The organism is Pseudomonas sp. NEEL19, from assembly GCF_028751975.1.
Lineage (GTDB): Bacteria > Pseudomonadota > Gammaproteobacteria > Pseudomonadales > Pseudomonadaceae > Aquipseudomonas > Aquipseudomonas juntendi.
This window is the reverse complement of record NZ_CP081491.1, coordinates 222128-243894: the sequence shown is the minus strand read 5'-3', so window position 1 is coordinate 243894 and position 21767 is coordinate 222128. Positions and strand designations below refer to the sequence as shown.

The 21767-nt window shown below is 62.7% G+C and carries 22 protein-coding genes; 10 read left to right on the top strand and 12 right to left on the bottom strand.

The window, feature by feature from the left end:
* Positions 1-56 precede the first annotated feature (56 nt).
* Positions 57-956, bottom strand: coding sequence for an Hsp33 family molecular chaperone HslO (gene hslO, locus K4A76_RS01055; protein ID WP_054905720.1), 900 nt, complete (start codon positions 954-956; stop codon positions 57-59).
* A 109-nt stretch (positions 957-1065) separates the two neighbouring features.
* Here hslO and K4A76_RS01050 point away from each other — a divergent pair, with 109 nt between their 5' ends.
* Positions 1066-1860 carry a phosphatase PAP2 family protein gene (locus K4A76_RS01050; protein ID WP_009681237.1) on the top strand — a complete coding sequence of 265 codons (795 nt, stop codon included), beginning with the start codon at positions 1066-1068 and terminating at the stop codon, positions 1858-1860.
* Between the two features lie 83 nt (positions 1861-1943).
* On the opposite strand, the gene K4A76_RS01045 is transcribed toward K4A76_RS01050, so the two are convergent.
* Entirely contained in the window at positions 1944-2345 is a 402-nt protein-coding gene (locus tag K4A76_RS01045; protein WP_054913217.1) for an RNA-binding S4 domain-containing protein, read from the bottom strand.
* 109 nt (positions 2346-2454) lie between these two features.
* On the opposite strand from K4A76_RS01045, the gene rimB reads away from it, so the two are divergent.
* Together rimB and rimK are read left to right on the top strand one after the other, a co-directional pair.
* Positions 2455-2937 carry a retropepsin-like aspartic endopeptidase RimB gene (rimB, locus tag K4A76_RS01040; RefSeq protein ID WP_009681235.1) on the top strand — a complete coding sequence of 161 codons (483 nt, stop codon included), beginning with the start codon at positions 2455-2457 and terminating at the stop codon, positions 2935-2937.
* Complete coding sequence (gene rimK / locus K4A76_RS01035; RefSeq protein WP_009681234.1) at positions 2934-3839, top strand: 30S ribosomal protein S6--L-glutamate ligase; 906 nt, start codon at positions 2934-2936, stop codon at positions 3837-3839. The genes rimB and rimK overlap by 4 nt, the downstream gene beginning before the upstream one ends.
* 111 nt (positions 3840-3950) lie before the next feature.
* Here rimK and K4A76_RS01030 read toward each other — a convergent pair whose 3' ends face one another.
* On the bottom strand, positions 3951-5264 hold the full coding sequence (locus K4A76_RS01030) for an ATP-binding protein (RefSeq protein ID WP_029887604.1): 1314 nt from the start codon (positions 5262-5264) through the stop codon (positions 3951-3953).
* Positions 5265-5277: 13 nt separating this feature from the next.
* Positions 5278-6018, bottom strand: a complete 741-nt coding sequence (gene ompR / locus K4A76_RS01025) for an osmolarity response regulator transcription factor OmpR (RefSeq protein WP_009682249.1) — start codon at positions 6016-6018, stop codon at positions 5278-5280.
* Positions 6019-6234: 216 nt separating this feature from the next.
* Between ompR and K4A76_RS01020 the strand changes: the two genes are divergently transcribed.
* The 4 genes from K4A76_RS01020 to K4A76_RS01005 all read left to right on the top strand — a co-directional run bounded on the left by K4A76_RS01020 (position 6235) and on the right by K4A76_RS01005 (position 11305).
* The gene (locus K4A76_RS01020) at positions 6235-8559 is read left to right on the top strand and encodes a Tex family protein (RefSeq protein WP_274411362.1); all 2325 of its coding nucleotides are present in this window, start codon (positions 6235-6237) and stop codon (positions 8557-8559) included.
* A complete protein-coding gene (locus K4A76_RS01015) occupies positions 8559-8942 on the top strand; it encodes a PaaI family thioesterase (protein WP_009682247.1) in 384 nt (127 codons plus the stop codon). The genes K4A76_RS01020 and K4A76_RS01015 overlap by 1 nt, the downstream gene beginning before the upstream one ends.
* A gap of 153 nt (positions 8943-9095) precedes the next feature.
* Entirely contained in the window at positions 9096-10673 is a 1578-nt protein-coding gene (gshA, locus tag K4A76_RS01010) for a glutamate--cysteine ligase (protein WP_009682246.1), read from the top strand.
* Positions 10673-11305, top strand: a complete 633-nt coding sequence (locus K4A76_RS01005) for a TetR/AcrR family transcriptional regulator (protein WP_182390237.1) — start codon at positions 10673-10675, stop codon at positions 11303-11305. Before gshA ends, K4A76_RS01005 begins: the two co-directional genes overlap by 1 nt.
* A gap of 114 nt (positions 11306-11419) precedes the next feature.
* On the opposite strand, the gene K4A76_RS01000 is transcribed toward K4A76_RS01005, so the two are convergent.
* From K4A76_RS01000 to K4A76_RS00965, 8 genes are all read right to left on the bottom strand, one after another.
* On the bottom strand, positions 11420-11635 hold the full coding sequence (locus K4A76_RS01000; RefSeq protein ID WP_003255829.1) for a TOBE domain-containing protein: 216 nt from the start codon (positions 11633-11635) through the stop codon (positions 11420-11422).
* 27 nt (positions 11636-11662) lie between these two features.
* Positions 11663-12475, bottom strand: a complete 813-nt coding sequence (gene ssuB / locus K4A76_RS00995) for an aliphatic sulfonates ABC transporter ATP-binding protein (RefSeq protein ID WP_274411361.1) — start codon at positions 12473-12475, stop codon at positions 11663-11665.
* The gene (ssuC, locus tag K4A76_RS00990) at positions 12472-13269 is read right to left on the bottom strand and encodes an aliphatic sulfonate ABC transporter permease SsuC (protein WP_054913222.1); all 798 of its coding nucleotides are present in this window, start codon (positions 13267-13269) and stop codon (positions 12472-12474) included. The genes ssuB and ssuC overlap by 4 nt, the downstream gene beginning before the upstream one ends.
* Before the next feature lie 10 nt (positions 13270-13279).
* Complete coding sequence (gene ssuD, locus K4A76_RS00985) at positions 13280-14428, bottom strand: FMNH2-dependent alkanesulfonate monooxygenase (RefSeq protein WP_274411360.1); 1149 nt, start codon at positions 14426-14428, stop codon at positions 13280-13282.
* A gap of 59 nt (positions 14429-14487) precedes the next feature.
* Entirely contained in the window at positions 14488-15453 is a 966-nt protein-coding gene (locus tag K4A76_RS00980) for a sulfonate ABC transporter substrate-binding protein (protein ID WP_029884766.1), read from the bottom strand.
* An 84-nt stretch (positions 15454-15537) separates the two neighbouring features.
* Complete coding sequence (ssuE, locus tag K4A76_RS00975) at positions 15538-16131, bottom strand: NADPH-dependent FMN reductase (RefSeq protein WP_029884767.1); 594 nt, start codon at positions 16129-16131, stop codon at positions 15538-15540.
* 252 nt (positions 16132-16383) lie between these two features.
* Positions 16384-17022, bottom strand: a complete 639-nt coding sequence (locus K4A76_RS00970; RefSeq protein WP_009682239.1) for a peroxiredoxin — start codon at positions 17020-17022, stop codon at positions 16384-16386.
* A 168-nt stretch (positions 17023-17190) separates the two neighbouring features.
* On the bottom strand, positions 17191-18522 hold the full coding sequence (locus tag K4A76_RS00965) for an OprD family porin (protein ID WP_054913225.1): 1332 nt from the start codon (positions 18520-18522) through the stop codon (positions 17191-17193).
* Positions 18523-19130: 608 nt separating this feature from the next.
* Between K4A76_RS00965 and tauA the strand changes: the two genes are divergently transcribed.
* The 3 genes from tauA to tauC are packed head-to-tail and all read left to right on the top strand — an operon-like array spanning position 19131 to position 21740.
* Positions 19131-20102 carry a taurine ABC transporter substrate-binding protein gene (tauA, locus tag K4A76_RS00960; protein ID WP_274411359.1) on the top strand — a complete coding sequence of 324 codons (972 nt, stop codon included), beginning with the start codon at positions 19131-19133 and terminating at the stop codon, positions 20100-20102.
* Positions 20103-20115: 13 nt separating this feature from the next.
* The gene (tauB, locus tag K4A76_RS00955) at positions 20116-20904 is read left to right on the top strand and encodes a taurine ABC transporter ATP-binding subunit (protein WP_274411358.1); all 789 of its coding nucleotides are present in this window, start codon (positions 20116-20118) and stop codon (positions 20902-20904) included.
* Positions 20901-21740 (top strand): taurine ABC transporter permease TauC, encoded by an 840-nt coding sequence (tauC, locus tag K4A76_RS00950; RefSeq protein WP_274411357.1) that lies wholly within the window; start codon positions 20901-20903, stop codon positions 21738-21740. The genes tauB and tauC overlap by 4 nt, the downstream gene beginning before the upstream one ends.
* The last annotated feature ends 27 nt before the right edge of the window (positions 21741-21767 follow it).

Sequence of the window (21767 nt, the reverse complement as noted above, 5' to 3'; positions counted from 1 at the left end):
TGTCAGAACTGCGTTTTTGCGCAATTCGACAGGAGATTTTCCTGAGCTTAAACGTTTCAGTGGCGAGTTTCTGAGGCCACGTCCGTGCCGCCACCGGCAAACAGTTGCGCCACATCGCTGGCGTCGAAGAAATAGCGCTGGTTGCAGAACTGGCAATCGATCTCTACCTGCCCGCCGCACTCTTGCACCAGTGCCTTGGCGTCATGCTCACCCAGGCTGACCAGGGCATTGCCGGAACGTTCGCGTGAGCAGCTGCATTTGAAGCGCAGCGGCTGCTCATCGAACAGGCGCACGGCATCTTCGTGGTACAGGCGGTGCAGCAGGGTTTCATTGGCTTCTGCCCACTCTTGCGGCTTGAGGGTCTGAGCCAGGGCAACCACGTGCTGCCAGCTGTCTTCGCGCTCTTCATCGTCCGGCTGGCGATCGCGTGGCAGTTGCTGCAGCAGCAGGCCGCGCGCCTTGCCAGCTTCGGCATTCAGCCAGAACCGCGTGTTCAACTGCTGGGACTGAACGAAGTAGTTGGTGAAGCACTCCGAGAGGTTGGCACCATCGAGGTCGACGGTCCCCTGATAACGCTGGCCCTTGACCGGGTCGATGGTCAGGGTCAGGTGGCCGTCGGGCATCAGCTGCGCCAGGCTGGCGTCGGCCGGGATCTGATCCGCCTCGTATCGGGCCATGCCGCGGATATCACGGTCACCGGAGCACTCGACCATCAGCAGCGGGATCGGCCCGGCGGAGCGCGCCTGCAGTATCAGCAGGCCGTCGAACTTCAAGGCACCGACCAGCAAAGCGGTGGCGGCCATCAGCTCGCCAAGCAGGGTTTGCACCGGCTGCGGGTATTCATGACGCGCCAGCACTGCAGCGTAGCTGTCATCGAGAGACACCCACTCGCCGCGCACATCGCGCTCGTCGAAGATGAAACGTTGGGTGAAATCTTTTTCTGGCAAGTCGCTCATGGTTGTCTGGCTATCTGAAAATGATGACAAAATAATGAAAGGGAATCAGTAATCCCATCGAAGAGCGCCTTCAGGCGCTCGTTTCCCTTATAGGAGATAGAGGTATCTTATGGATAATCGACCACTGTTCCAAGCAAGGTGGTCCTGGGGACCGCTGGCAGCCTGCACGCTGCTGCCGATCGCTCTACTGTGTTTCTGGTTATGGCCTTTTGGCCAGATCCTGTGCCTGACTTTCGACGAGTGGCTGTTCCACAGCCTCAATGCACCGTTGGCTGACAACACCACCTGGCGCTATATCTGGACCGTGGGCAGCATGCGCCCGTTCGACATCGTGGTCGGCCTGATCCTGCTGGCACTGCTGATCCGCGGTGATTGGGTGTTCAAGGCAGCGCAGGTTCGCCAGGCGTTTTTCGGCTTTCTGGTCACGCTGCTTCTCTTAGTGGTGATTCGCGCGCTGTTTTCCAAGTGGGTGGATGCCGCGGGCTGGCAACACAAGAGCCCCTCGATGATGTTCGACGACGTGGTGCACCTGAGCGACTACTACCCCCACCTGGAAGCCAAGTGGGAGCTGAAGGACCGCTCCAGCAAGAGTTTCCCCGGCGACCACGCCTCGGTGTTGTTGATCTGGGCATTGTTCATGAGCGTGTTCAGCCGCCGCCTGATGCAGTTCGTGGTGATCTGGGCGCTGGCGGTGCTGTTCATGCTGCCGCGCCTGGTGGCCGGCGCGCACTGGGGCCAGGATGACTACATCGGCGGGTTGCTGATGGCAGTGCTGGCGTTGGGCTGGAGCTATTACACGCCGTTGGCGGCCAAGGGTAGCGCGGCACTGATGCGCTGGACGGCGCCGTTGTTCTCGATTGCTGCGAAATTGCCGTTGGTCGGGCGGTTGGCGGTAGTCCGCTAGCCCCCTGGGGGCTGCTGCGCAGCCCATCGCGACACGAGGCCGCTCCTACAGCACTGCCTGCACCCTTGTAGGAGCGGCCTCGGCTATTCGAAATTCCCATGCAGCTGGTGAATCTGCCGCCGCTGCTTCTTGTTCGGCCGGCCATCGGTAGTTACCCCCATCGCCCCTGCCTTGCGCATTTCGGCTGCCTGCTCCCTGCGCCGCACACTCTCTTCAGTCTCTTCATACAGCGTCTGCGCCTCGGGCGCCCCACGCCGCACCACCGACAACGCCTTCACCACCACGGTGCGCTCATCGAAGCCGGTACGCAGCACGAATTCGTCGCCCACGCGCGGCTCCTTGCCCGGCTTGCAACGCTCGCCCCGGCAATGCACCTTGCCGCTCTCGATCGCAGCCTTGGCCAACGCCCGCGTCTTGTAGAAACGCGCCGCCCACAGCCATTTGTCCAGGCGCACCTTATCGTCGTCTTCGGCTTTTTGTGCCATTGCGTTACCTCGGATTCTGTCTTTCATCGAACTGTACTACCTTCACTTACGGATGCAAAAAGTCCCCGCCGTGCTTACAGTTCACCACCTCATTCGCAGGGTGTGCTTAGTGAAGACATTTGACCATTTGACTGTGATCGGCCTGCGTGAGTGGGTCGCCTTGCCCGATCTCGGTGTGGCCGGGCTGCGCGCCAAGATCGACACCGGCGCCAGTACCTCCAGCCTGCACGCCACCGATATCGAACCCTTCGAGCGTAATGGCCAACCCTGGGTGCGCTTCACCGCGCACCTGGGCACGGTGGTGCAGTTGCGCCATCGCCGCTGCGAAGCACCTTTGGTGAACAGAAAGATCATCCGCAGCTCTAACGGGCATGCCCAGACCCGTTATGTCATTCGCACGCCACTGGCGTTGGGTGACCGTGTGTGGGAGGTGGAATTCACCCTGGCCTGCCGCAAGAGCATGCGCTACCGCCTGCTGCTCGGCTCGAAGGCCCTGGTGCAGGGCCAGCTGGTGGTCAACCCAGGCGTAAAGTACGTGCAAGACAAACCGGCCTTCCCGGCCACCCTTTCCCCTGTCACAGGTGCTGCATGAAGATCGCTGTGCTGTCGCGCAATCCGCGTCTGTATTCCACCCGCCGCCTGGTCGAAGCCGGTACTCAGCGTGGCCACGAAATGGTGGTGATCGATACCTTGCGGGCCTACATGAACATTGCCAGCCACAAGCCGCAGATCCACTACCGCGGCAAGCCGCTGGAAGGTTTCGATGCCGTGATCCCGCGTATTGGCGCCTCGGTAACCTTCTACGGCTGTGCGGTGCTGCGCCAGTTCGAAATGATGGGCGTGTACCCGCTCAACGAGTCGGTGGCTATCGCCCGCTCGCGCGACAAGCTGCGCTCGCTGCAGCTGTTGTCACGGCGCGGCATTGGCCTGCCGATCACCGGTTTCGCCCATTCGCCCGATGATATTCCCGACCTGATCCGCATGGTCAACGGTGCCCCCTTGGTGATCAAGGTGCTGGAAGGCACGCAGGGTATCGGCGTGGTGCTGTGCGAAACCCCGCAGGCAGCCGAGTCGGTGATCGAGGCGTTCATGGGCCTGAAGCAGAACATCATGGTGCAGGAGTACATCAAGGAGGCCGGCGGTGCGGACATCCGCTGCTTCGTGGTGGGGGACAAGGTGATTGCCTCGATGAAACGCCAGGCCAAGCCCGGTGAGTTTCGTTCCAATCTGCACCGTGGCGGGGTCGCCAGCCTGATCAAGATCACCCCCGAAGAGCGCATCACCGCGATTCGCGCAGCCAAGGTGATGGGTTTGAGTGTCGCGGGCGTGGATATCCTGCGCTCCAACCATGGGCCGTTGGTGATGGAGGTGAACTCATCGCCAGGCCTGGAAGGCATTGAAGTGACCACTGGCAAGAACGTGGCCGGGATGATCATCGAGCACCTGGAGAAGAATGGCGGGCCGAATCAGACCCGGACCAAAGGGAAAGGCTGATTCACCCGGCCCTAGCGCCGACAAGCCCACAGGTACTGCACATTTTCAGACCTTGTGCATGACCTGTGGGAGCTGGCTTGCCGGCGACAGGGCCGGCACAGCCAACCAAACTCAAACGGCGTTACGCGGCAGCAACAGCCCCAACGGCAACCGCACCCGCGCCTCGATACCGCCCCCGGACCGGTTGCGTAGCTCGACATTGCCGCCATGCTGCGCCGCAATACGCTTGACGATGGCCAACCCCAACCCGGTCCCCTTGCCACCCCGCGCCCGGTCACCCCGGATGAACGGGTTGAAGATGGTTTCCAGCTCCGACTCGTCAATGCCGGTACCGCGGTCCAGCACGCTCAGCACCACGTACGGCGCACTTTCGTCACCCGAGACATAGGCTGCCACCTCGACCCCTTTGCCTGCGTGGTGCAAGGCGTTGCCGATCAGGTTGCCCAACATGCGCTTGAGCGACACGCGGCGCAGCGGGAACGGCGGGATCGGCTCCAGGCACAGGCGCACACGTTCTTCCGGCTGGTTGTAGGGGGCGACCACCTCACGCACCAGGTCCGCCAGGTCGACCTCTTCGACCGGCTCGTCTCGGCCATCACGGATGAACGCCAGGAACTGGTCGAGAATCGCGTCCATGTCTTCGATATCACGGACCATATCGTCGCTCAGGTCGTTGTCACTGTTGAGCAACGACAACGATAAACGCAGGCGCGTGAGCGGTGTACGCAAGTCATGCGAAACCCCGGCCAGCATCAGCTCGCGTTCGCGCCCAGCCTGCTCGACGTCTTCGGCCATCTGGTTGAAGGCCCTGTACACCTCGGTCATCTCGCTGGGGGTGTCGCTGATCGGCAACCGCACGCTGCGCCCCTGGCCCAACTGGCGGGCGGCGAACACCAGACGCTTGAGCGGCTGGTTCAACTGCCGCACGAAGATCCACGCCGAAGCGGTGGACAACAGGCCAATGGCCAGGAACCAGCCCAGCACGTTCCAGATTTTCTGCCCGCGTAGCGGGTGCGGGTACAACGGCACCTTCAACCAGCCCGGGCCCAGGCTCGGCGCATTTACCCACAGCGCCGGCGGCGCATGAATGCGCAGGCGTACTTCGGTGTCCTCGCCCAGCTCAGCCTGCATCTGGCGTTGGTAGATTTCGCTGTAGGGCCAGTGCTGCTCGCCTTCGGGCACACCCGAGCCGGTCACACGAATGAGGCCTGCCGCCTCGGCGATCTTGTCGCGGTTTTCTTCGTCGGCAGCCCAATACGCGCGCAAAGTCAGCGCCACACCGTGGCTGTACTGCCGGTCGACCAGTACGTCCTCGTTCATCAGCAGGTAGACCAGGGTCAGGGCCTTGGAGAACAGGACAACGATCAACACCAGCCACAGGGTGCGGGCGAAGAAGCTTTGCGGAAACCAGAGCGGTGTTTTCATCGACGGTCAGGCATCACTTTCCGGCGTTTCCGTCCGGCACGAACACGTAGCCGACGCCCCACACGGTCTGGATGTAGCGGGGCTTGGACGGGTCGGGCTCGATCATGCGCCGCAGGCGCGAAATCTGAACGTCGATGGAGCGCTCCAGGGCATCCCATTCACGGCCACGGGCCAGGTTCATCAGCTTGTCGCGGGTCAGCGGCTCGCGGGCATGCATGACCAGCGCCTTGAGCACGGCGAACTCACCGGTCGTGAGCATGTGCACTTCGTCGCCACGCTTGAGTTCGCGGGTGGCCAGCGACAACTCGTAGTCGCCGAAGGTGACCGACTCGTCTTCGCTACCCGGTGCCCCTGGCACGGTGGGTGCCTGGCGGCGCAGCACGGCCTTGACCCGGGCCATCAGCTCGTCCGGGTTGAACGGCTTGCCCAGGTAGTCATCGGCACCCAGCTCCAGGCCCTTGATGCGGCTGAGCTCGTCACCCTTGGCAGTGAGCATGATGATCGGGATCTGGTTGTTGTGCTGGCGCAGGCGCTTGCACGCCGACAGGCCGTCTTCGCCCGGCAGCATCAGGTCCAGCACCACCAGGTTGAAGACCTCGCGGGACAGCAGGCGGTCCATCTGTTCGGTGTTGGGCACCGCGCGGGCTCGGTAGCCTTTGCTGGTGAAGAAACGTTCCAGCAGGCTGCTCAGCCCTGGATCGTCGTCGACGATGAGAATCTTTTCACCTTCTGCGGTGTTCGGCGTGCCGGTCATGAATAACTCCTCTGAGATCGCCGCGCATTATGGCGTAGCCATTGCAACGCGTGCCGTGAGCATTGTTAGCAGATTTTTCCCCGGGCGCCAGTTCCGACTGGCCGGGCGCCATCACCGCAAGCGGTTTGCGATGGGTATAATGCGCCGCTTTCATCCTGCGCCGCCGGGCGAAAGCCCATAGGCGACCCCCGTATTCACAAATGTCAGGTGGTTTACATGGACAGCATCAACAGCCGTATCGCCGAGGAACTGGGCGTACGCCCCCAGCAGGTCGAGGCGGCCGTGGGCCTGTTGGACGAAGGCTCGACCGTGCCTTTCATCGCCCGTTACCGCAAGGAAGTGACCGGTAGCCTGGACGACACCCAGCTGCGCCATCTGGAAGAGCGCCTGCGCTACCTGCGCGAACTCGACGAACGCCGCGCCAGCATCCTCTCCAGCATCGAGGAACAGGGCAAGCTGACCCCGGAACTGGCCCGCGAAATCAAGCTGGCCGACACCAAGACCCGCCTCGAAGACCTGTACCTGCCGTATAAGCAAAAGCGCCGCACCAAGGGCCAGATCGCCCTCGAAGCCGGCCTCGGCGAGCTGGCCGACGGCCTGTTCAACGACCCGTCACTGACCCCGGAAAGCGAAGCGGCACGCTTCGTCGATGCCGACAAGGGCGTGGCCGACGTGAAGGCCGCCCTGGAAGGCGCCAAGTACATCCTCATGGAGCGCTTTGCCGAGGACGCCGCGTTGCTCGACAAACTGCGCAGCTTCCTCAAGCAGGAAGCCGTGCTCAGTGCCCGCGTGGTGGCCGGCAAGGAAGAGGAAGGCGCCAAGTTCCGCGACTACTTCGCCCATGACGAGCTGTTGCGCACCGCCCCTTCGCACCGCGCCCTGGCAATTTTCCGCGGGCGCAACGAGGGCGTGCTGAGCGCTTCGCTGAAAGTCGGCGAAGAACTGCCGGGTACCCTGCACCCGTGCGAGCTGATGATCAGCAACCACGTCGGCATCGAGAACCGCAGCCGCCCGGCCGACAAATGGCTGGCTGAAGTGGTGCGCTGGACCTGGAAGGTCAAGCTCTACACCCACCTGGAAACCGACCTGTTCGGCGAACTGCGCGACAACGCCGAAGGCGAGGCGATCAACGTGTTCGCCCACAACCTGCATGACCTGCTGCTGGCGGCCCCGGCCGGCCCGCGCGCCACCCTGGGCTTCGACCCTGGCCTGCGCACTGGCTGCAAGATCGCCGTGGTCGACGCCACCGGCAAGCTGCTGGACCACACCACGGTCTACCCGCACGCCCCGAAAAACGACTGGGACCGGACCATCGCCATCATGGCCGCGCTGTGCGCCAAACACTCGGTAGAGCTGATTGCCATCGGCAACGGTACCGCCAGCCGCGAAAGCGACAAGCTGGTCGCCGAACTGGTCAAGAAATATCCAGCCCTGAAAATCACCAAGGTCATGGTTTCCGAAGCCGGCGCGTCGGTGTACTCGGCATCGGAACTGGCCGCCCGCGAATTCCCGGACCTGGACGTATCGATCCGCGGCGCCGTATCGATTGCCCGCCGCCTGCAGGATCCGTTGGCTGAACTGGTGAAGATCGACCCGAAATCCATCGGCGTCGGCCAGTACCAGCACGACGTCTCGCAGTTGAAGCTGGCCCGTGGCCTGGACGCCGTGGTCGAGGACTGCGTGAACGCCGTGGGCGTGGATGTGAATACCGCCTCGGTGGCGCTGCTGACGCGCATCTCCGGGCTTAACGCCACGCTGGCACAGAACATTGTCGCGCACCGCGACGCCAACGGCCCGTTCGCCACCCGCGCGGCGCTGAAAAAGGTCAGCCGCCTGGGCGAGAAAACCTTCGAGCAGGCTGCCGGCTTCCTGCGGGTGATGAACGGCGACAACCCGCTGGACGCCTCGGCGGTTCACCCCGAAGCCTACCCCCTGGTACAGCGCATCGCCGCCGATACCGACCGCGACATTCGCTCGCTGATCGGCGACAGCAGCTTCCTCAAGCGCCTGGACCCCAAGCGTTTCACCGACGAAACCTTCGGCCTGCCGACCGTGACCGACATCCTGCAGGAGCTGGACAAACCCGGCCGCGACCCCCGCCCGGAATTCAAGACCGCCACCTTCCAGGATGGCGTCGAAGACCTCAAGGACCTGGAGCCAGGCATGATCCTCGAAGGCGTGGTGACCAACGTCACCAACTTCGGTGCCTTCGTCGATATCGGCGTACACCAGGACGGCCTGGTGCATATCTCGGCGCTGTCGGAGAAGTTCGTCAAGGACCCGCGCGAGGCGGTCAAGGCCGGCGACGTGGTCAAGGTCAAGGTCATGGAGGTGGACATCCCGCGCAAGCGCGTGGGCTTGTCGATGCGCATGAGCGACACCCCGGGCGAAAAAGTCGACGGCAACCGCGGCGGTAACCGTGGCCCGGCAGGCAACCGCCAGCAACAGGCGCCGCGCCAACGTGAAACCGCTACCGCGGCCCCGGCCAACAACGCCATGGCCGCGCTGTTCGCCAACGCCAAGCAACTGAAGAAGAAGTGATGGACATACCACGCGAATATGTCGAAAGCGCCTTCAGCCAGCTCCTTGGCTGCCGCCTGCAACGCCTGGAGCCCGGCGTTGCCGAGGTCGCCCTGGCGCTGCAGCCGCAGTTGCGCAACCGTGGCCAGAAGCTGCACGGCGGGGCTATTTTCAGCCTGGTGGATATCGCCATGGGCCTGGCCTGTTCGGCCAACCATGGCTTTGACCAGCAAAGCGTCACCATCGAATGCAAGATCAACTACATGCGCGCCGTCAGTGACGGCGAGGTCCTGTGCACCGCCCGCGTGCTGCATGCCGGGCGGCGTACCCTGGTGGTCGACGCCGACGTAGTCCAGGGCGACAAACTGGTGGCCAAGGCGCAAGGAACCTTTGCGGTTCTCTAGCTCACCAAGCAGTATCTGCGGTATTTTCAGCAGTGCGCTGGCACTGCTGGATCCGCGTAAACCAGGCGACAACGCCAGTTCCTTTCTCCCTACCCTTGTAGACCGTTATCTCTACCCCCATATTGGGGCGACTGACGCGTGAAGGAATACATCTTGAGCGAACTCCTCAACCGCCGCCTGAGCCTGCTCGGCGCCAATCTTCCCCTGCTCAAGCAGTGCCTGCACGGTATTGAGCGCGAATGCCTGCGCGTGACCGACGAAGGTCGCCTGGCCCAGACCCCGCACCCGGATGCACTGGGATCGGCGCTGACCAACGAGCAGATCACCACTGACTATTCCGAGTCGCTGCTGGAATTCATCACCCCCGCGTTGGCCGACCCGGCGAAAGTGCTCGAAAGCCTCGAACAGACCCACCGTTTCGTCTACAGCAAGCTGGGCGACGAGTACCTGTGGAGCCCATCGATGCCATGCACGTTGCCGGCCGAAGAGGACATCCCGATCGCCGAGTACGGCAGCTCGAACATCGGCAAGCTCAAGCACGTCTACCGCAAAGGCCTGGCCTTGCGCTATGGCCGCACCATGCAGTGCATCGCCGGCATCCATTACAATTTCTCGCTGCCAGAGGCTCTGTGGCCTTTGCTGCGTGCTGCCGAAGGCAGCAGCGAGCCCGACCGCGACTATCAGTCGTCGGCCTACATTGCGCTGATCCGCAACTTCCGCCGCTACAGCTGGTTGTTGATGTACCTGTTTGGCGCCTCGCCGGCCCTGGACAAAGGCTTCATGCGTGGCCGCCCGCACCAGCTCGAAGAGCTGGACGCCGAAACCCTGTACCTGCCCTACGCCACCAGCCTGCGCATGAGCGACCTGGGCTACCAGAGCAACGCCCAGGCGGGCCTCACGCCTTGCTACAACAACCTGGCCAGCTACACCGACAGCCTGCGCAAGGCGGTGGGCACGCCCTACCCGCCCTATGTCGAGGTCGGCACGCACGTCGACGGTGAGTGGGTACAACTGAATACCAACATCCTGCAGATCGAAAACGAGTACTACTCGAACATACGCCCCAAGCGCGTCACCTATACCGGCGAGCGGCCGATCCAGGCCCTGACTTCGCGCGGCGTGCAGTATGTGGAAGTACGCTGCCTGGACATCAACCCGTTCCTGCCCGTTGGCATCGACCTGACCGAGGCGCGCTTCCTCGATGCATTCCTGCTGTTCTGTGCCCTGGAAGAAAGCCCGCAACTGGGCAATGCCGAGTGTGGCCAGTGCACCAGCAACTTCCTGGCCGTGGTCAAGGAAGGTCGCCGCCCGGGCCTGGAATTGCAGCGCAACGGCCAGCCGGTCAGCCTGAAGGTGTGGGCCGGCGAGCTGATCGAGCGTATTCGACAGTTGGCCGAGCTACTGGACCAAGCCGAAGATACCGACGCCCACAGCAAGGCGCTGGATGCGCAACAGGCCAAGGTCGATGACGCCTCGCTGACGCCTTCGGCCCAGGTGCTGGCGCGCATGACCGAGCATGACGAAAGCTTCGTGCAGTTTTCGCTGCGCCAGAGCCGTATTCACGCCGAGACCTTCCGTGAACAGCCGCTGAGCCAGGAGCAGCAACAAACCTACGAGACGCTGGCCCGCGAGTCGCTGGCCAGGCAGGCCGAGCTGGAGCAGGAAGAAGTCGGTGATTTCGACCTGTTCGTGGGTGCCTATCAAGCCAGCATCCTGGCGATCAGCAACTGATGACGCGTACCGCTACCCCGCGCAAACCGCGTGCCAGCAGCCAGGCCAGGATCGAAGCGATCCTGGCGGCTGCCCGCGAACTGCTGGCCGAGGTGGGGGTGGCGGCAATGTCGATCTACAGCGTGGCCGAGCGTGCGCAGATTCCGCCGTCGTCGGTCTATCACTTCTTCGCCAGCGTGCCGGCGTTGCTCGAGGCGTTGACCGCCGACGTGCACCGGGCTTTCCGTGAGGCTCTGAGGGCACCGATCGACAGCCAGGCGTTCAGTACCTGGCATGAGCTGTCACGGCTGATCGAGCAGCGCATGCTGGATATCTACAACCAGGATGCAGCAGCGCGGCAACTGATTCTGGCCCAGCACGGGCTGAGTGAAGTGGTGCAAGCCGATCGGCAGCACGACATGGAACTGGGCGACCTGATGTACAAGTTGTTCGACCAGCATTTCCACCTGCCGGTGATGCCGCTGGATGTGGATGTGTTTGCCCTGGCCATGGAGCTGAGCGACCGGGTGTATGCGCGCTCGGTGCAGCTGCATGAGGCGATCACCCCGCGTATGGCCGAGGAAGGCAAGCGGGTGTTCGAGGCGTATCTGGGGTTGTATCTGCCGCCGTTTCTGGCCAAGCGTTCCAGCTGAAGATCTTGGGGCCGCGCTGCGGCCCTTCGCGGGTAAACCCGCTCCTACATTGGCCTGCGTTTGCGGACTAATGTAGGAGCGGGTTTACCCGCGAAGGGCTGCAAAGCAGCCCCATTACAGCTTGGCAATAGACACTTCCGTCGACTTCACAAAGGCAATCACTTCACTGCCCACCTGCAGCTCCAGCTCACGCACGGAGCGGGTAGTGATCACCGAAGTGACGATGCCCGAAGCCGTCTGCACGTCGATTTCCGACAGTACCGGCCCTTCGAGGATTTCTTTCACAGTGCCTTTGAACTGGTTGCGCACGTTGATGGCTTTGATAGTCATGATTGGCTTCCTTTTGGCTTCTGGGGTTCAGTGCGCCCAACGCAGTTGCGTGGGCAGAGGGGCTACAGGATCCGGCTCGGGCGCAGCGCCCGGGGCCGACAGCACACGGTTGAGCACTTTGCTTTCCAGCGCAGCCAGGCGGTGCGAACCACGCGCCCGAGGCCGTGCCAGGTCGACAGTGAGGTCGAGCCCGACCTCGCCGTCTTCGATCAGGATCACCCGGTCAGCCACGGCAACCGCCTCGCTGACATCGTGGGTAACCAGCAGCACGGTGAACCCGTGCTGACGCCACAGGCGTTCGATCAGTTGCTGCATCTCGATACGGGTCAGGGCATCCAGCGCGCCCAACGGCTCGTCCAGCAATAGCAGGCGCGGCTGGTGGATCAGCGCCCGGGCCAGCGCCACACGCTGCTTCTGGCCACCCGAGAGCGCTGCCGGCCACTCATTGGCGCGGTCGGCCAGGCCAACCGCCTCCAGGGCATCCAGCGCTCGCGAGCGCCAGTCGCCAGACAGACCCAGGCCCACGTTGTCGATCACCTTCTTCCAAGGCAGCAGGCGTGCGTCCTGGAACATCAGGCGGGTTTCTTCGCGCGCTTCGTCCAGCGGCGCGGCACCGGCCAGCAACTGCCCGGCAGAGGGCTGGTCGAGCCCGGCCAGCAAACGCAGCAAGGTGCTCTTGCCGCAGCCGCTGCGGCCGACAATAGCCACGAACTGGCCCGCCGGAATGTGCAGGTCGATACCTTTCAATACTTCGCGCTGGCCAAAGGCCTTGCGCAAGCCGTTGGCGGCCAGCGGTATGCCACGCAGCAGGCGTGGCGGCTGTTCCTTGAGCACGGTCATGCGCCCTCCTTCTTCGCCACTTGATAGGCTGGGTGCCAGCGCAACCACACACGCTCCAGGCCACGGGCGGCCAGGTCGGCGAGCTTGCCGAGCACGGCGTACAAAACGATGGCCAGCACCACCACGTCGGTCTGCAGGAATTCACGGGCGTTCATGGCCAGGTAGCCGATGCCGGCGTTGGCCGAGATGGTTTCGGCAACGATCAGGGTCAGCCACATGAAGCCCAGGGCAAAGCGCACGCCCACCAGGATCGACGGCAGCGCACCCGGCAGGATCACCTGGCGGAACAGGCTGAAGCCGGACAACCCATAACTGCGGGCCATTTCCACCAGCGCCGGGTCCACATTGCGAATGCCGTGGTAGGTGTTCAGGTAGATCGGGAACAACGTGCCCAGCGCGACCAGGAAGATCTTCGCCGACTCATCGATACCAAACCAGAGGATCACCAGCGGGATCAGTGCCAGGTGCGGCACGTTGCGTATCATCTGCACCGAGCTGTCGAGCAGGCGCTCGCCCCAGTTCGAAAGGCCCGTGATGAAGCCCAGCACCAGGCCGATGCTGCCGCCGATGACGAAGCCCAGCCCGGCACGCCAGCCACTGATGGCCAGGTGGGTCCAGATATCACCGCTGCGCACCAGCTCGACGCCAGCACTGACCACGGCGCTAGGCGCCGGCAGGATGCGCGTCGACAGCCAGCCAGCGCTGACCGCCAGCTGCCAGGCGGCCAGCAGCAGCACCGGCAGCGCCCATGGCGCCAGCCGCTGGGCAAGGTTATTGGAAGTTGCACGACTCATGGCCTGGCCCTCAGCTCTGCGCGACAGACTTGGGCAGGATGTCGTTGGCTACCATCTCGCCGAACGGGCTCACGTAGCCACCCGTCTTGGGTTGTTCCGGGCGGTTCACGTCAATGTGCGGGAACAGCAGCTCGGCCACTCGGTACGACTCTTCCAGGTGCGGGTAGCCGGAGAAGATGAAGGTATCGATGCCCAGCTCGGCGTATTCCTTGACCCGTGCGGCCACGGTCGGGCCATCACCTACCAGCGCGGTACCCGCACCGCCACGCACCAGGCCAACACCCGCCCACAGGTTGGGGCTGACTTCCAGGTTGTCGCGGTTACCGCCGTGCAGGGCGGCCATGCGCTGCTGGCCCACCGAGTCGAAGCGCGCCAGCGAGGCCTGCGCACGGGCAATGGTGTCATCGTCCAGGTGCGAAATCAGGCGGTCGGCGGCGGCCCAGGCTTCTTCGTTGGTTTCGCGCACGATCACGTGCAGGCGGATACCGAAACGTACTTCGCGGCCTTGAGCAGCGGCCTTTTTGCGCACTTGGGCGATCTTCTCGGCCACGGCTGCCGCTGGCTCACCCCACGTCAGGTACAACTCGACCTGTTCAGCCGCCAGGTCTTGGGCAGCTTCTGAAGAACCGCCGAAATACAGCGGCGGGCGGGGCTGCTGAATCGGCGGATAGAGCAGCTTGGCGCCCTTCACCTGAATGTGCTTGCCGTCATAATCGACGTTTTCGCCTTCCAGCACCTTGCGCCAGATACGGGTGAACTCGACCGACGCCTCGTAGCGCTGCTGGTGGTTCAGGTGCAGGCCGTCACCGGCCAGCTCGTCAGGGTCGCCGCCGGTGACCAGGTTGAACAGCGCCCGGCCATTGGACAGGCGATCGAGGGTGGCTGCCTGCCGAGCAGCCACGGTTGGCGAGATGATGCCGGGGCGCAGGGCCACCAGAAACTTCAGGCGCTGGGTCACGGGGATCAGCGAGGCCGCGACCAGCCAGGAGTCCTCGCAGGAGCGCCCGGTCGGGATCAATACCCCACCAAAACCAAGCCGGTCGGCAGCTTGCGCGATCTGTTGCAGGTAGCCGTGGTCGACCGCGCGGGCGCCATCGGCAGTGCCCAGGTACTTGCCGTCACCGTGGGTGGGCAGGAACCAGAAAATGTTCAGACTCATTGGAGTTGTCTCCTCAAGGGGGGCACGAGCCGGGGCGGTGCCCCGGCATGGCGCATCATTCAAGGCGCGCTAGCGACCTTGGCCGGGGGTGTCCAGATCACATCCTTGATGCTCAACGGCTTGGGTATCAGCTTGAGCGCCTGGAAGGTGTCGGCGATCTTCTGCTGCGCCGCCACTACCTGCGGGGTCAGGGGCGCGGCGCCGTAGCCTTGGCGTTTGACCGAGGTAAGTGTGATGTCGGCAGGCAAGCCGAGCAGCGGCGCCACCTGGTCGGTGACTTCCTGCGGGTTGGCCTGCGACCATTCGCCCACGGCGCGCACTTGCTCGATAACGGTGTTGATCACCGCTGGGTGCTCGGTCGCGTAGTTGCGGGTAGCGAGATAGAACTGATGGTTGTCGACCAGGCCCTTGCCGTCACGCAGGGTGCGCGCCTGCAGCTGTTGCTCGGCGGCGGCCTGGTACGGGTCCCAGATCACCCAGGCGTCGACACTGCCGCGCTCGAAGGCTGCGCGGGCGTCGGCCGGCGGCAGGTAAACCGGCTGGATGTCGCTGTATTGAAGGCCTGCGTCTTGCAGTGCACGCACCAGCAGGTAGTGCACATTGGAGCCTTTGTTGAGGGCGACTTTCTTGCCTTTGAGGTCCTTCACCGACTGCACCGGCGAACCCTTGGGCACGAGAATCGCTTCGCTGTGCGGCGCGGGCGGTTCATAGGCCACATAGAGCAGGTCGGCGCCGGCGGCCTGGGCGAATACCGGTGGTGTTTCACCGGTGACGCCGAAATCGATCGAGCCGACGTTCAGCCCTTCAAGCAGCTGCGGGCCGCCGGGAAACTCGGTCCACTGCACCTGTACGCCCTGCTCGGCCAGGCGCTTCTCCAGCGTGCCCTTGGCCTTGAGCAGCACCAGGGTGCCGTATTTCTGATAACCGATACGCAGGCTCTCGGCCTGGGCTTGGGTAATGGCGCCGAAGGACACAGCCGCCGCGAACAGGGCGACCAGACCGCGACGCAAGAAGACTGTGCGCATGGCGCTCTCCTGTGCGATAGGGTTCGGGTTGCACCTGCTTGCCTCGTTGACGGGCGAGTAAGGTGGTGAAGCGGATAAAACCGGTCAGATGCTCCAACGAGCACTGAGCAGGCGTTCGTTCAGTACACCGGGGGCCACGGGGCGCGGCCGACGGGCCAGGGCAACGTGGAAGGTTTCCAGCGAGTCCTGCAGGCGTTCTTCCAGCGCGGGGAGCAGTTGCGCGGGCTTGCTGCCCTCTGCGTAAGCGACTTGGCTGTCGTCAGCGAAGATCCCTTGCAGGGTCTCTTGCGCCTTGAGTGCAGACAGCACGGGCTTGAGTGCGTAATCCACCGCCAGCATGTGGGCGATGCTGCCGCCGGTGGCGATCGGCAACACGATCTTGTGTGCCAACGCGCGTTCCGGCAGCAGGTCGAGCAAGGTTTTCAGAGCACCGGCAAACGATGCCTTGTAAACCGGTGTAGCGACGATCAGGCCATCGGCCTGGGCCACCAGTTGCTGAAAGTGCTGTACCTGCGGGCTGTCGAAACGGGCATGCAGCAGGTCTTCGGCGGGGAAGTCACGTACCTGGAACGTCACCACTTCGACGCCGCGATGCTGCAGCCACTGGCGCGAACGCTCCAGCAGCACGCCGGAGCGTGAACGAGGACTTGGGCTACCACCGATTGAGACGACCAACATTGCAGCGGTTCCTTGTGTTCTGTTGGGGGTGACATTAGCAGTCAGTTTATATATCTAGAAATCATATTTTTTTATTTGTTTATTCCTTAATGTTATTTGGTGGCGTCGCGATCTTGGGGCCGCTTTGCGGCCCATCGCGACACAAGGCCGCTCCTACAGGGGGCGGGTAACGGTGAAAGTGCAAAAAAAAAAGGGCCGTCGAAACGGCCCGAAAATCCCTGTGAGGCTAAGAGCGATGCAACGAGGAATGCGTTAACGATTGGGCTGGGGGGTCAGGCGCAGATAGGGTTTGACGGCCCGATACCCTTTGGGGAAGCGCTGCTTGATCTCTTCTTCGTCCTTGAGCGAAGGCACGATCACCACGTCGTCGCCGTCTTGCCAGTTACCTGGCGTGGCCACTTTGTGGTTGTCAGTCAGTTGCAGCGAGTCGATCACCCGCAGAATTTCATTGAAATTGCGCCCGGTACTGGCGGGGTAGGTGATGGTCAGCCGCACCTTCTTGTTCGGGTCGATCACGAACAGCGAGCGCACGGTCAGGGTGTCGCTGGCGTTCGGATGGATCAGGTCGTAAAGGTCTGAAACCTTGCGGTCGGCGTCGGCGATGATCGGGAAATTGACCACGGTGTTCTGGGTTTCGTTGATGTCGGCGATCCATTTGTGGTGCGAATCGACCGGGTCGACCGACAAGGCAATGGCCTTGACTCCGCGTTTGGCGAATTCGTCCTTGAGCTTGGCAGTCAGGCCCAGCTCAGTGGTGCATACCGGGGTGAAGTCAGCCGGGTGGGAGAACAGCACCCCCCAGCTGTTACCCAGCCACTCGTGGAAACGGATCTTGCCTTCGCTGGAATCCTGTTCGAAATCGGGGGCGATATCGCCGAGTTTTAGGCTCATAGGCTGCGGCTCCTGGGCTGGGTTGTGGTCAGCGTGTGAATTGACTGTGCCTGCAACTGACTAAAAACAAAAAGAATAAATAATGATTTATTTATAGCTTTTTGACATTACAGTCTGCAGACATGAAAGAGCCTCGCACTAGGCGAGGCTCTTTGGTGTCGCTGCGGCTTACAGGAAGCTGTAAGTGTAGTTCACGATGAAGCGAGTCTGGTCCTGGTCGGCGCTGGCTTCGTTGCTGCCACCGCGGTACACACCCTGGCGCAGGCTGAAGCCCAGGCCTTTGAGGGTACCTTGCTGAATGGTGTAGTCGACGCGGGCGTCACGTTCCCATTCATTGTAGGTGCCGTGGCCGCTCTTGTAGCGAATGTCGTCACCGCGCAGGTAGGAAACCGAAGCCTTCAGGCCCGGAACGCCCAGCGAGGCGAAATCATACGAGTACTGGCCGAAGTTGGTGTTCTCACCGGCACGGGCGAACTGGTTGATCATGCTGTCGGTGAACAGGTAGAAGCTGGAACCGGCAGCGCCTTCAGGGCGACCGTTACCGTCAACCACGTTGCCCTGGTTCAGCCAGACGAAACCGCCGTCATCGCTGACTTGCTGACGACCGAGCATCAGCGCGTGGCCACCAAGGGTGTAAGTGAACATGGCGGTCCAGGTCTTGTTGTCGACTTTGCCAGTGTTCTTGGCGTAGCCACCGTTGTTGCTGAAGTTGTAGCCACCGCCGTGACCGTTGTTGCCGTCACTGCTGCTGTCGAAGTAGCGCAGGTCGGTCTTGAACGACTGGTCGTCGGCGATCTTGAAGACATGCGTGGCGCCCAGGAAGTGCTGCTTGTAGAAGTCTTCCAGGTTCGAGTAGTAGTACTGCAGGGTCAGGTCTGGAGTGAGCTTGTAGTCCAGGCCGCCGTAGCGGAACTTGTTGCTGTCGGCAGTGGCGCCAGCGACCGACAGGCCGGTACGGTTGCTCGACGCACGACCCATGGCGTGGGTCAGCTGACCGGCGTTGATGGTCAGGTTGTCGATTTCCTTCGACTGGATGGTGCCACCCTCGAAGGTTTGCGGCAGCAGACGCCCGTCGTTGGCTACCAGGATCGGCAGGTTTGGCGCCAGGGCGCTACCGAAGTGCACTTCGGTCTTGGAGAAGCGAGCCTTGGCGTTGGCGCCAAAACGTGCCCACTGGCTGGCGGCCGAGCCGTCCGAGTCGCTTGGGAAGAAGCTGCTGTTGTCAGGGTGTTTGCCACGGCCACCGTCCAGGTGGATACCCCACAAGGCCTGGGCATCGACACCAAAGCCAACGGTGCCTTCAGTGAAACCGGAAATGTAGTCGAGCTTGAAGCCCTGACCCGACTCGCGGTTGTCAGCACCGCCATCGCGGTTGTCGTTGTTGAAATACATGGTGCGCGAGCTGAGGGACAGTTTGCTGTCTTCAACGAAACCGGCAGCGCCTGCTGTTTGGGCGAAAACCCCCAGTGCCACGGCCACGGCCAGGCTGGACTTGTACATGCTGTGCTCCTCTACGTTCTAATTTTTGTGTATCTCTGGCGGCAGGGTCTTGTGCCCCGCTCACCGTGGATTGGCGATTTAGTCCCAAAGTGCGACTGGTAAGTCAAACGTTTCTAAACGTTTCTCGACTTTGGTCTAAGGCGCCACCTGCGCTACAGGATAATGACAATCCTATAAATCCAAAATGACCGTTTTGTGAATTTCTAAGATTTTTAGGGAATATGTAACGAACCTTTGCAACCAATCGTTGTAGCTCTGCGGGTTCTAATAGCATTTAGCTATTTGCAAACGTTTGCTAATAACCTAATTCCTTAAAGTTCTATACGGACGGAGAAGCCTAGCAGGCTGATCTGATTTCGCCATTGACCCAGGTTATGGCTCTTCGCAGGCTTTTGTAGGAGCGGCCTTGTGTCGCGATGGGGCGCGAAGCGGCCCTGAACGCTCAGCGTCGCAGCAGCCATCGTCAGGGCCGCTTCGCGCCCCATCGCGACACAAGGCCGCTCCTACAGCTTTACCTCCTAAGCTAATGCGAAAAAGTTATTTATTTTAAATTTTTTAGATCATTTAGCCTTCTCGCATACCCCAGTTTGCCTGACGAGAGGTTCACCATGATCCCGCATGCCCCGCTGCGACTGTTCGCCGCCCTGACCCTCGCCAGCGCCAGCTGGCTGGCCCAGGCGGCCGACCTGACCGTTGCCTACCAGACCACTGTCGACCCCGCCAAGGTGGCGCAGGTAGATGGCGACTACGAAAAAGCCAGCAAGGCCAGCATTGACTGGCGCAAGTTCGATAACGGCGCCGATGTGATCACCGCAGTAGCCAGCGGTGACGTGCAGATCGGCTACTTGGGCTCCAGCCCGCTGGCCGCCGCCGCCACCCGCAAGCTGCCGGTCGAGACGTTTCTGATTGCAACGCAGATTGGCGCAGGCGAGGCTCTGGTCGCCCGCGACAGCATCAAGACGCCACAAGACCTGGTCGGCAAGAAAGTCGCCGTGCCATTCGTTTCAACTGGCCACTACAGCTTGCTGGCAGCCCTGAAGACCTGGAACATCGACCCCTCCAAGGTGCAGATACTCAACCTCGCGCCCCCTGCGATCATTGCCGCCTGGAAACGCGGCGACATCGACGCCACCTACGTCTGGGACCCGGCCCTGGGCGTGGCCAAGGAAAACGGCAAGGTGCTGATCACCTCGGGCGAGCTGGCCGCAAAAGGCGCACCCACCTTCGATGCCTGGATCGTGCGCAAGGACTTCGCCGAGAAGCACCCCGACGTGGTCAAGGCTTTCGCCAAGGTCACCCTCGATGCCTACGCCGAATACCGCAAAGACCCGCAAGCCTGGCTGGCGGAAAAAGGCAACGTGGACAAACTGGTGAAGCTGTCCGGCGCCAAGGCCAGCGACATTCCGGTGCTGCTGGAGGGCAACGTCTACCCACTGGCCGCCGACCAGGCCAGCGCACTGGGCGCACCCACCACCCAGGCACTGACCGACACGGCCAACTTCCTCAAGCAGCAAGGCAAGGTTGACGCCGTACTGCCGGACTACTCGCCGTACGTCAGCGCCAAGTTCCTTCCAAACTGAACCGGAGCCCGCCATGGCCTTGCTCGAACTGGAGCGCATCAGCGCACAGTACCCCGGTGCCGCCACCCCGGTGCTGGCCGACATCAACCTGAGCCTGGGGCCGCGCCAACTGCTGGTGGCCCTGGGGCCATCCGGCAGCGGCAAAACCTCGCTGCTCAACCTGATCGCCGGCTTCGTTACCCCCAGTGGCGGCCGCATCACCCTCGACGGTGTACCGGTGCAAGGGCCTGGAGCCGAGCGCGGTGTGGTGTTCCAGGACGACGCGCTGCTGCCCTGGCAGAACGTGCTGGGCAACGTCGCATTCGGCCTGGAGCTGGCCGGCGTACCGCGCGCCGAGCGTGAAGCCAAAGCCCGCGAGATGCTGGCCCTGGTCAACCTCGCCGGCTTCGGCGAGCGGCGCATCTGGCAGTTGTCCGGCGGCCAGAAGCAACGCGTGGGCCTGGCCCGGGCGCTGGCAGCCGACCCACGGGTGCTATTGATGGACGAACCGTTCGGCGCCCTCGATGCCTTCACCCGCGAGCAGATGCAGGCGTTGCTGCTGCAGGTATGGCAACGCACCGCCAAGCCGGTGTTCCTGATTACCCACGACATCGAAGAAGCGGTATTCCTGGCCAGCGAACTGGTACTGCTGGCGCCCAACCCGGGGCGCGTGGTGGAACGCCTGCAACTGGACTTCGGCCAGCGTTATGCCGCTGGCGAATCGGCCCGGGCGATCAAGTCCGACCCGGCCTTCATCGAAACCCGCGAGCACGTACTGGCGCGGGTGTTTTCCCAACGCCAAAGCCTGCAGGAGCGCGCATGAGCAGCCTGGACCTGCCGGTAACCGGCAAACACAACGCCCAACCCAGGCCAGCCATCAAGCTGCGCCAGCCACGTTCCACCCGCTGGATCAGCACCCTGACCCTCGCCAGCCTGTTGCTGGCGTGGTGGCTGGTGACTGCCGCCGGCTGGGTCGAGCCGCTGTTCCTGCCCTCGCCCGGCGACATCCTGGCCAAGGGCTGGACCTTGCTGACCCAGGGTTACATGGATGCCAGCCTGTGGCAGCACCTGGGCGCCAGCCTGGGGCGCATCGGCGTGGCCCTGCTGGCCGCCGCGCTGACCGCCATCCCGGTGGGCATCGCCATCGGCTACAACCGCGTGGCACGCGGCATCCTCGACCCGCTGATCGAGTTTTACCGGCCGATACCGCCGCTGGCCTACCTGCCCTTGATTGTCATCTGGTGCGGCATCGGCGAGCTGTCGAAGGTGTTGCTGATCTTCCTGGCGATCTTTGCGCCGATCGCCATTGCCACCGCCACCGGGGTACGTACCGTCGACCCGGCCAAGTTGCGTGCAGCGCAGTCGCTGGGCGCAAGCAAGGCTCAGCTGATCCGGCACGTGATCCTGCCAAGCGCGCTACCCGACATCCTCACCGGGATCCGCATCGGCCTGGGGGTTGGCTGGTCGACGCTGGTAGCCGCCGAGCTGATTGCCGCCACCAGTGGCCTGGGCTTCATGGTGCAGTCGGCGGCGCAGTTTCTGGTTACCGACGTAGTAGTGCTGGGCATCCTGCTGATCGCCTTGATCGCCTTCGCACTGGAAATGAGCCTGCGCGCCCTGCAACGCAAGCTGGTGCCCTGGCACGGGCAAAGCCACTGAACCCCATTGTCCACGCCAGCACACTGG

Bases quoted from the DNA above. Each gene is read 5' to 3' on its own strand.
- hslO (WP_054905720.1), bottom strand. From the start codon at position 956: ATGAGCGACTTGCCAGAAAAAGATTTCACCCAACGTTTCATCTTCGAC.
- K4A76_RS01050 (WP_009681237.1), top strand. From the start codon at position 1,066: ATGGATAATCGACCACTGTTCCAAGCAAGGTGGTCCTGGGGACCGCTG.
- K4A76_RS01045 (WP_054913217.1), bottom strand. From the start codon at position 2,345: ATGGCACAAAAAGCCGAAGACGACGATAAGGTGCGCCTGGACAAATGG.
- rimK (WP_009681234.1), top strand. From the start codon at position 2,934: ATGAAGATCGCTGTGCTGTCGCGCAATCCGCGTCTGTATTCCACCCGC.
- K4A76_RS01030 (WP_029887604.1), bottom strand. From the start codon at position 5,264: ATGAAAACACCGCTCTGGTTTCCGCAAAGCTTCTTCGCCCGCACCCTG.
- ompR (WP_009682249.1), bottom strand. From the start codon at position 6,018: ATGACCGGCACGCCGAACACCGCAGAAGGTGAAAAGATTCTCATCGTC.
- K4A76_RS01020 (WP_274411362.1), top strand. From the start codon at position 6,235: ATGGACAGCATCAACAGCCGTATCGCCGAGGAACTGGGCGTACGCCCC.
- K4A76_RS01015 (WP_009682247.1), top strand. From the start codon at position 8,559: ATGGACATACCACGCGAATATGTCGAAAGCGCCTTCAGCCAGCTCCTT.
- K4A76_RS01005 (WP_182390237.1), top strand. From the start codon at position 10,673: ATGACGCGTACCGCTACCCCGCGCAAACCGCGTGCCAGCAGCCAGGCC.
- K4A76_RS01000 (WP_003255829.1), bottom strand. From the start codon at position 11,635: ATGACTATCAAAGCCATCAACGTGCGCAACCAGTTCAAAGGCACTGTG.
- ssuB (WP_274411361.1), bottom strand. From the start codon at position 12,475: ATGACCGTGCTCAAGGAACAGCCGCCACGCCTGCTGCGTGGCATACCG.
- ssuC (WP_054913222.1), bottom strand. From the start codon at position 13,269: ATGAGTCGTGCAACTTCCAATAACCTTGCCCAGCGGCTGGCGCCATGG.
- ssuD (WP_274411360.1), bottom strand. From the start codon at position 14,428: ATGAGTCTGAACATTTTCTGGTTCCTGCCCACCCACGGTGACGGCAAG.
- K4A76_RS00980 (WP_029884766.1), bottom strand. From the start codon at position 15,453: ATGCGCACAGTCTTCTTGCGTCGCGGTCTGGTCGCCCTGTTCGCGGCG.
- ssuE (WP_029884767.1), bottom strand. From the start codon at position 16,131: ATGTTGGTCGTCTCAATCGGTGGTAGCCCAAGTCCTCGTTCACGCTCC.
- K4A76_RS00970 (WP_009682239.1), bottom strand. From the start codon at position 17,022: ATGAGCCTAAAACTCGGCGATATCGCCCCCGATTTCGAACAGGATTCC.
- K4A76_RS00965 (WP_054913225.1), bottom strand. From the start codon at position 18,522: ATGTACAAGTCCAGCCTGGCCGTGGCCGTGGCACTGGGGGTTTTCGCC.
- tauA (WP_274411359.1), top strand. From the start codon at position 19,131: ATGATCCCGCATGCCCCGCTGCGACTGTTCGCCGCCCTGACCCTCGCC.
- tauB (WP_274411358.1), top strand. From the start codon at position 20,116: ATGGCCTTGCTCGAACTGGAGCGCATCAGCGCACAGTACCCCGGTGCC.
- tauC (WP_274411357.1), top strand. From the start codon at position 20,901: ATGAGCAGCCTGGACCTGCCGGTAACCGGCAAACACAACGCCCAACCC.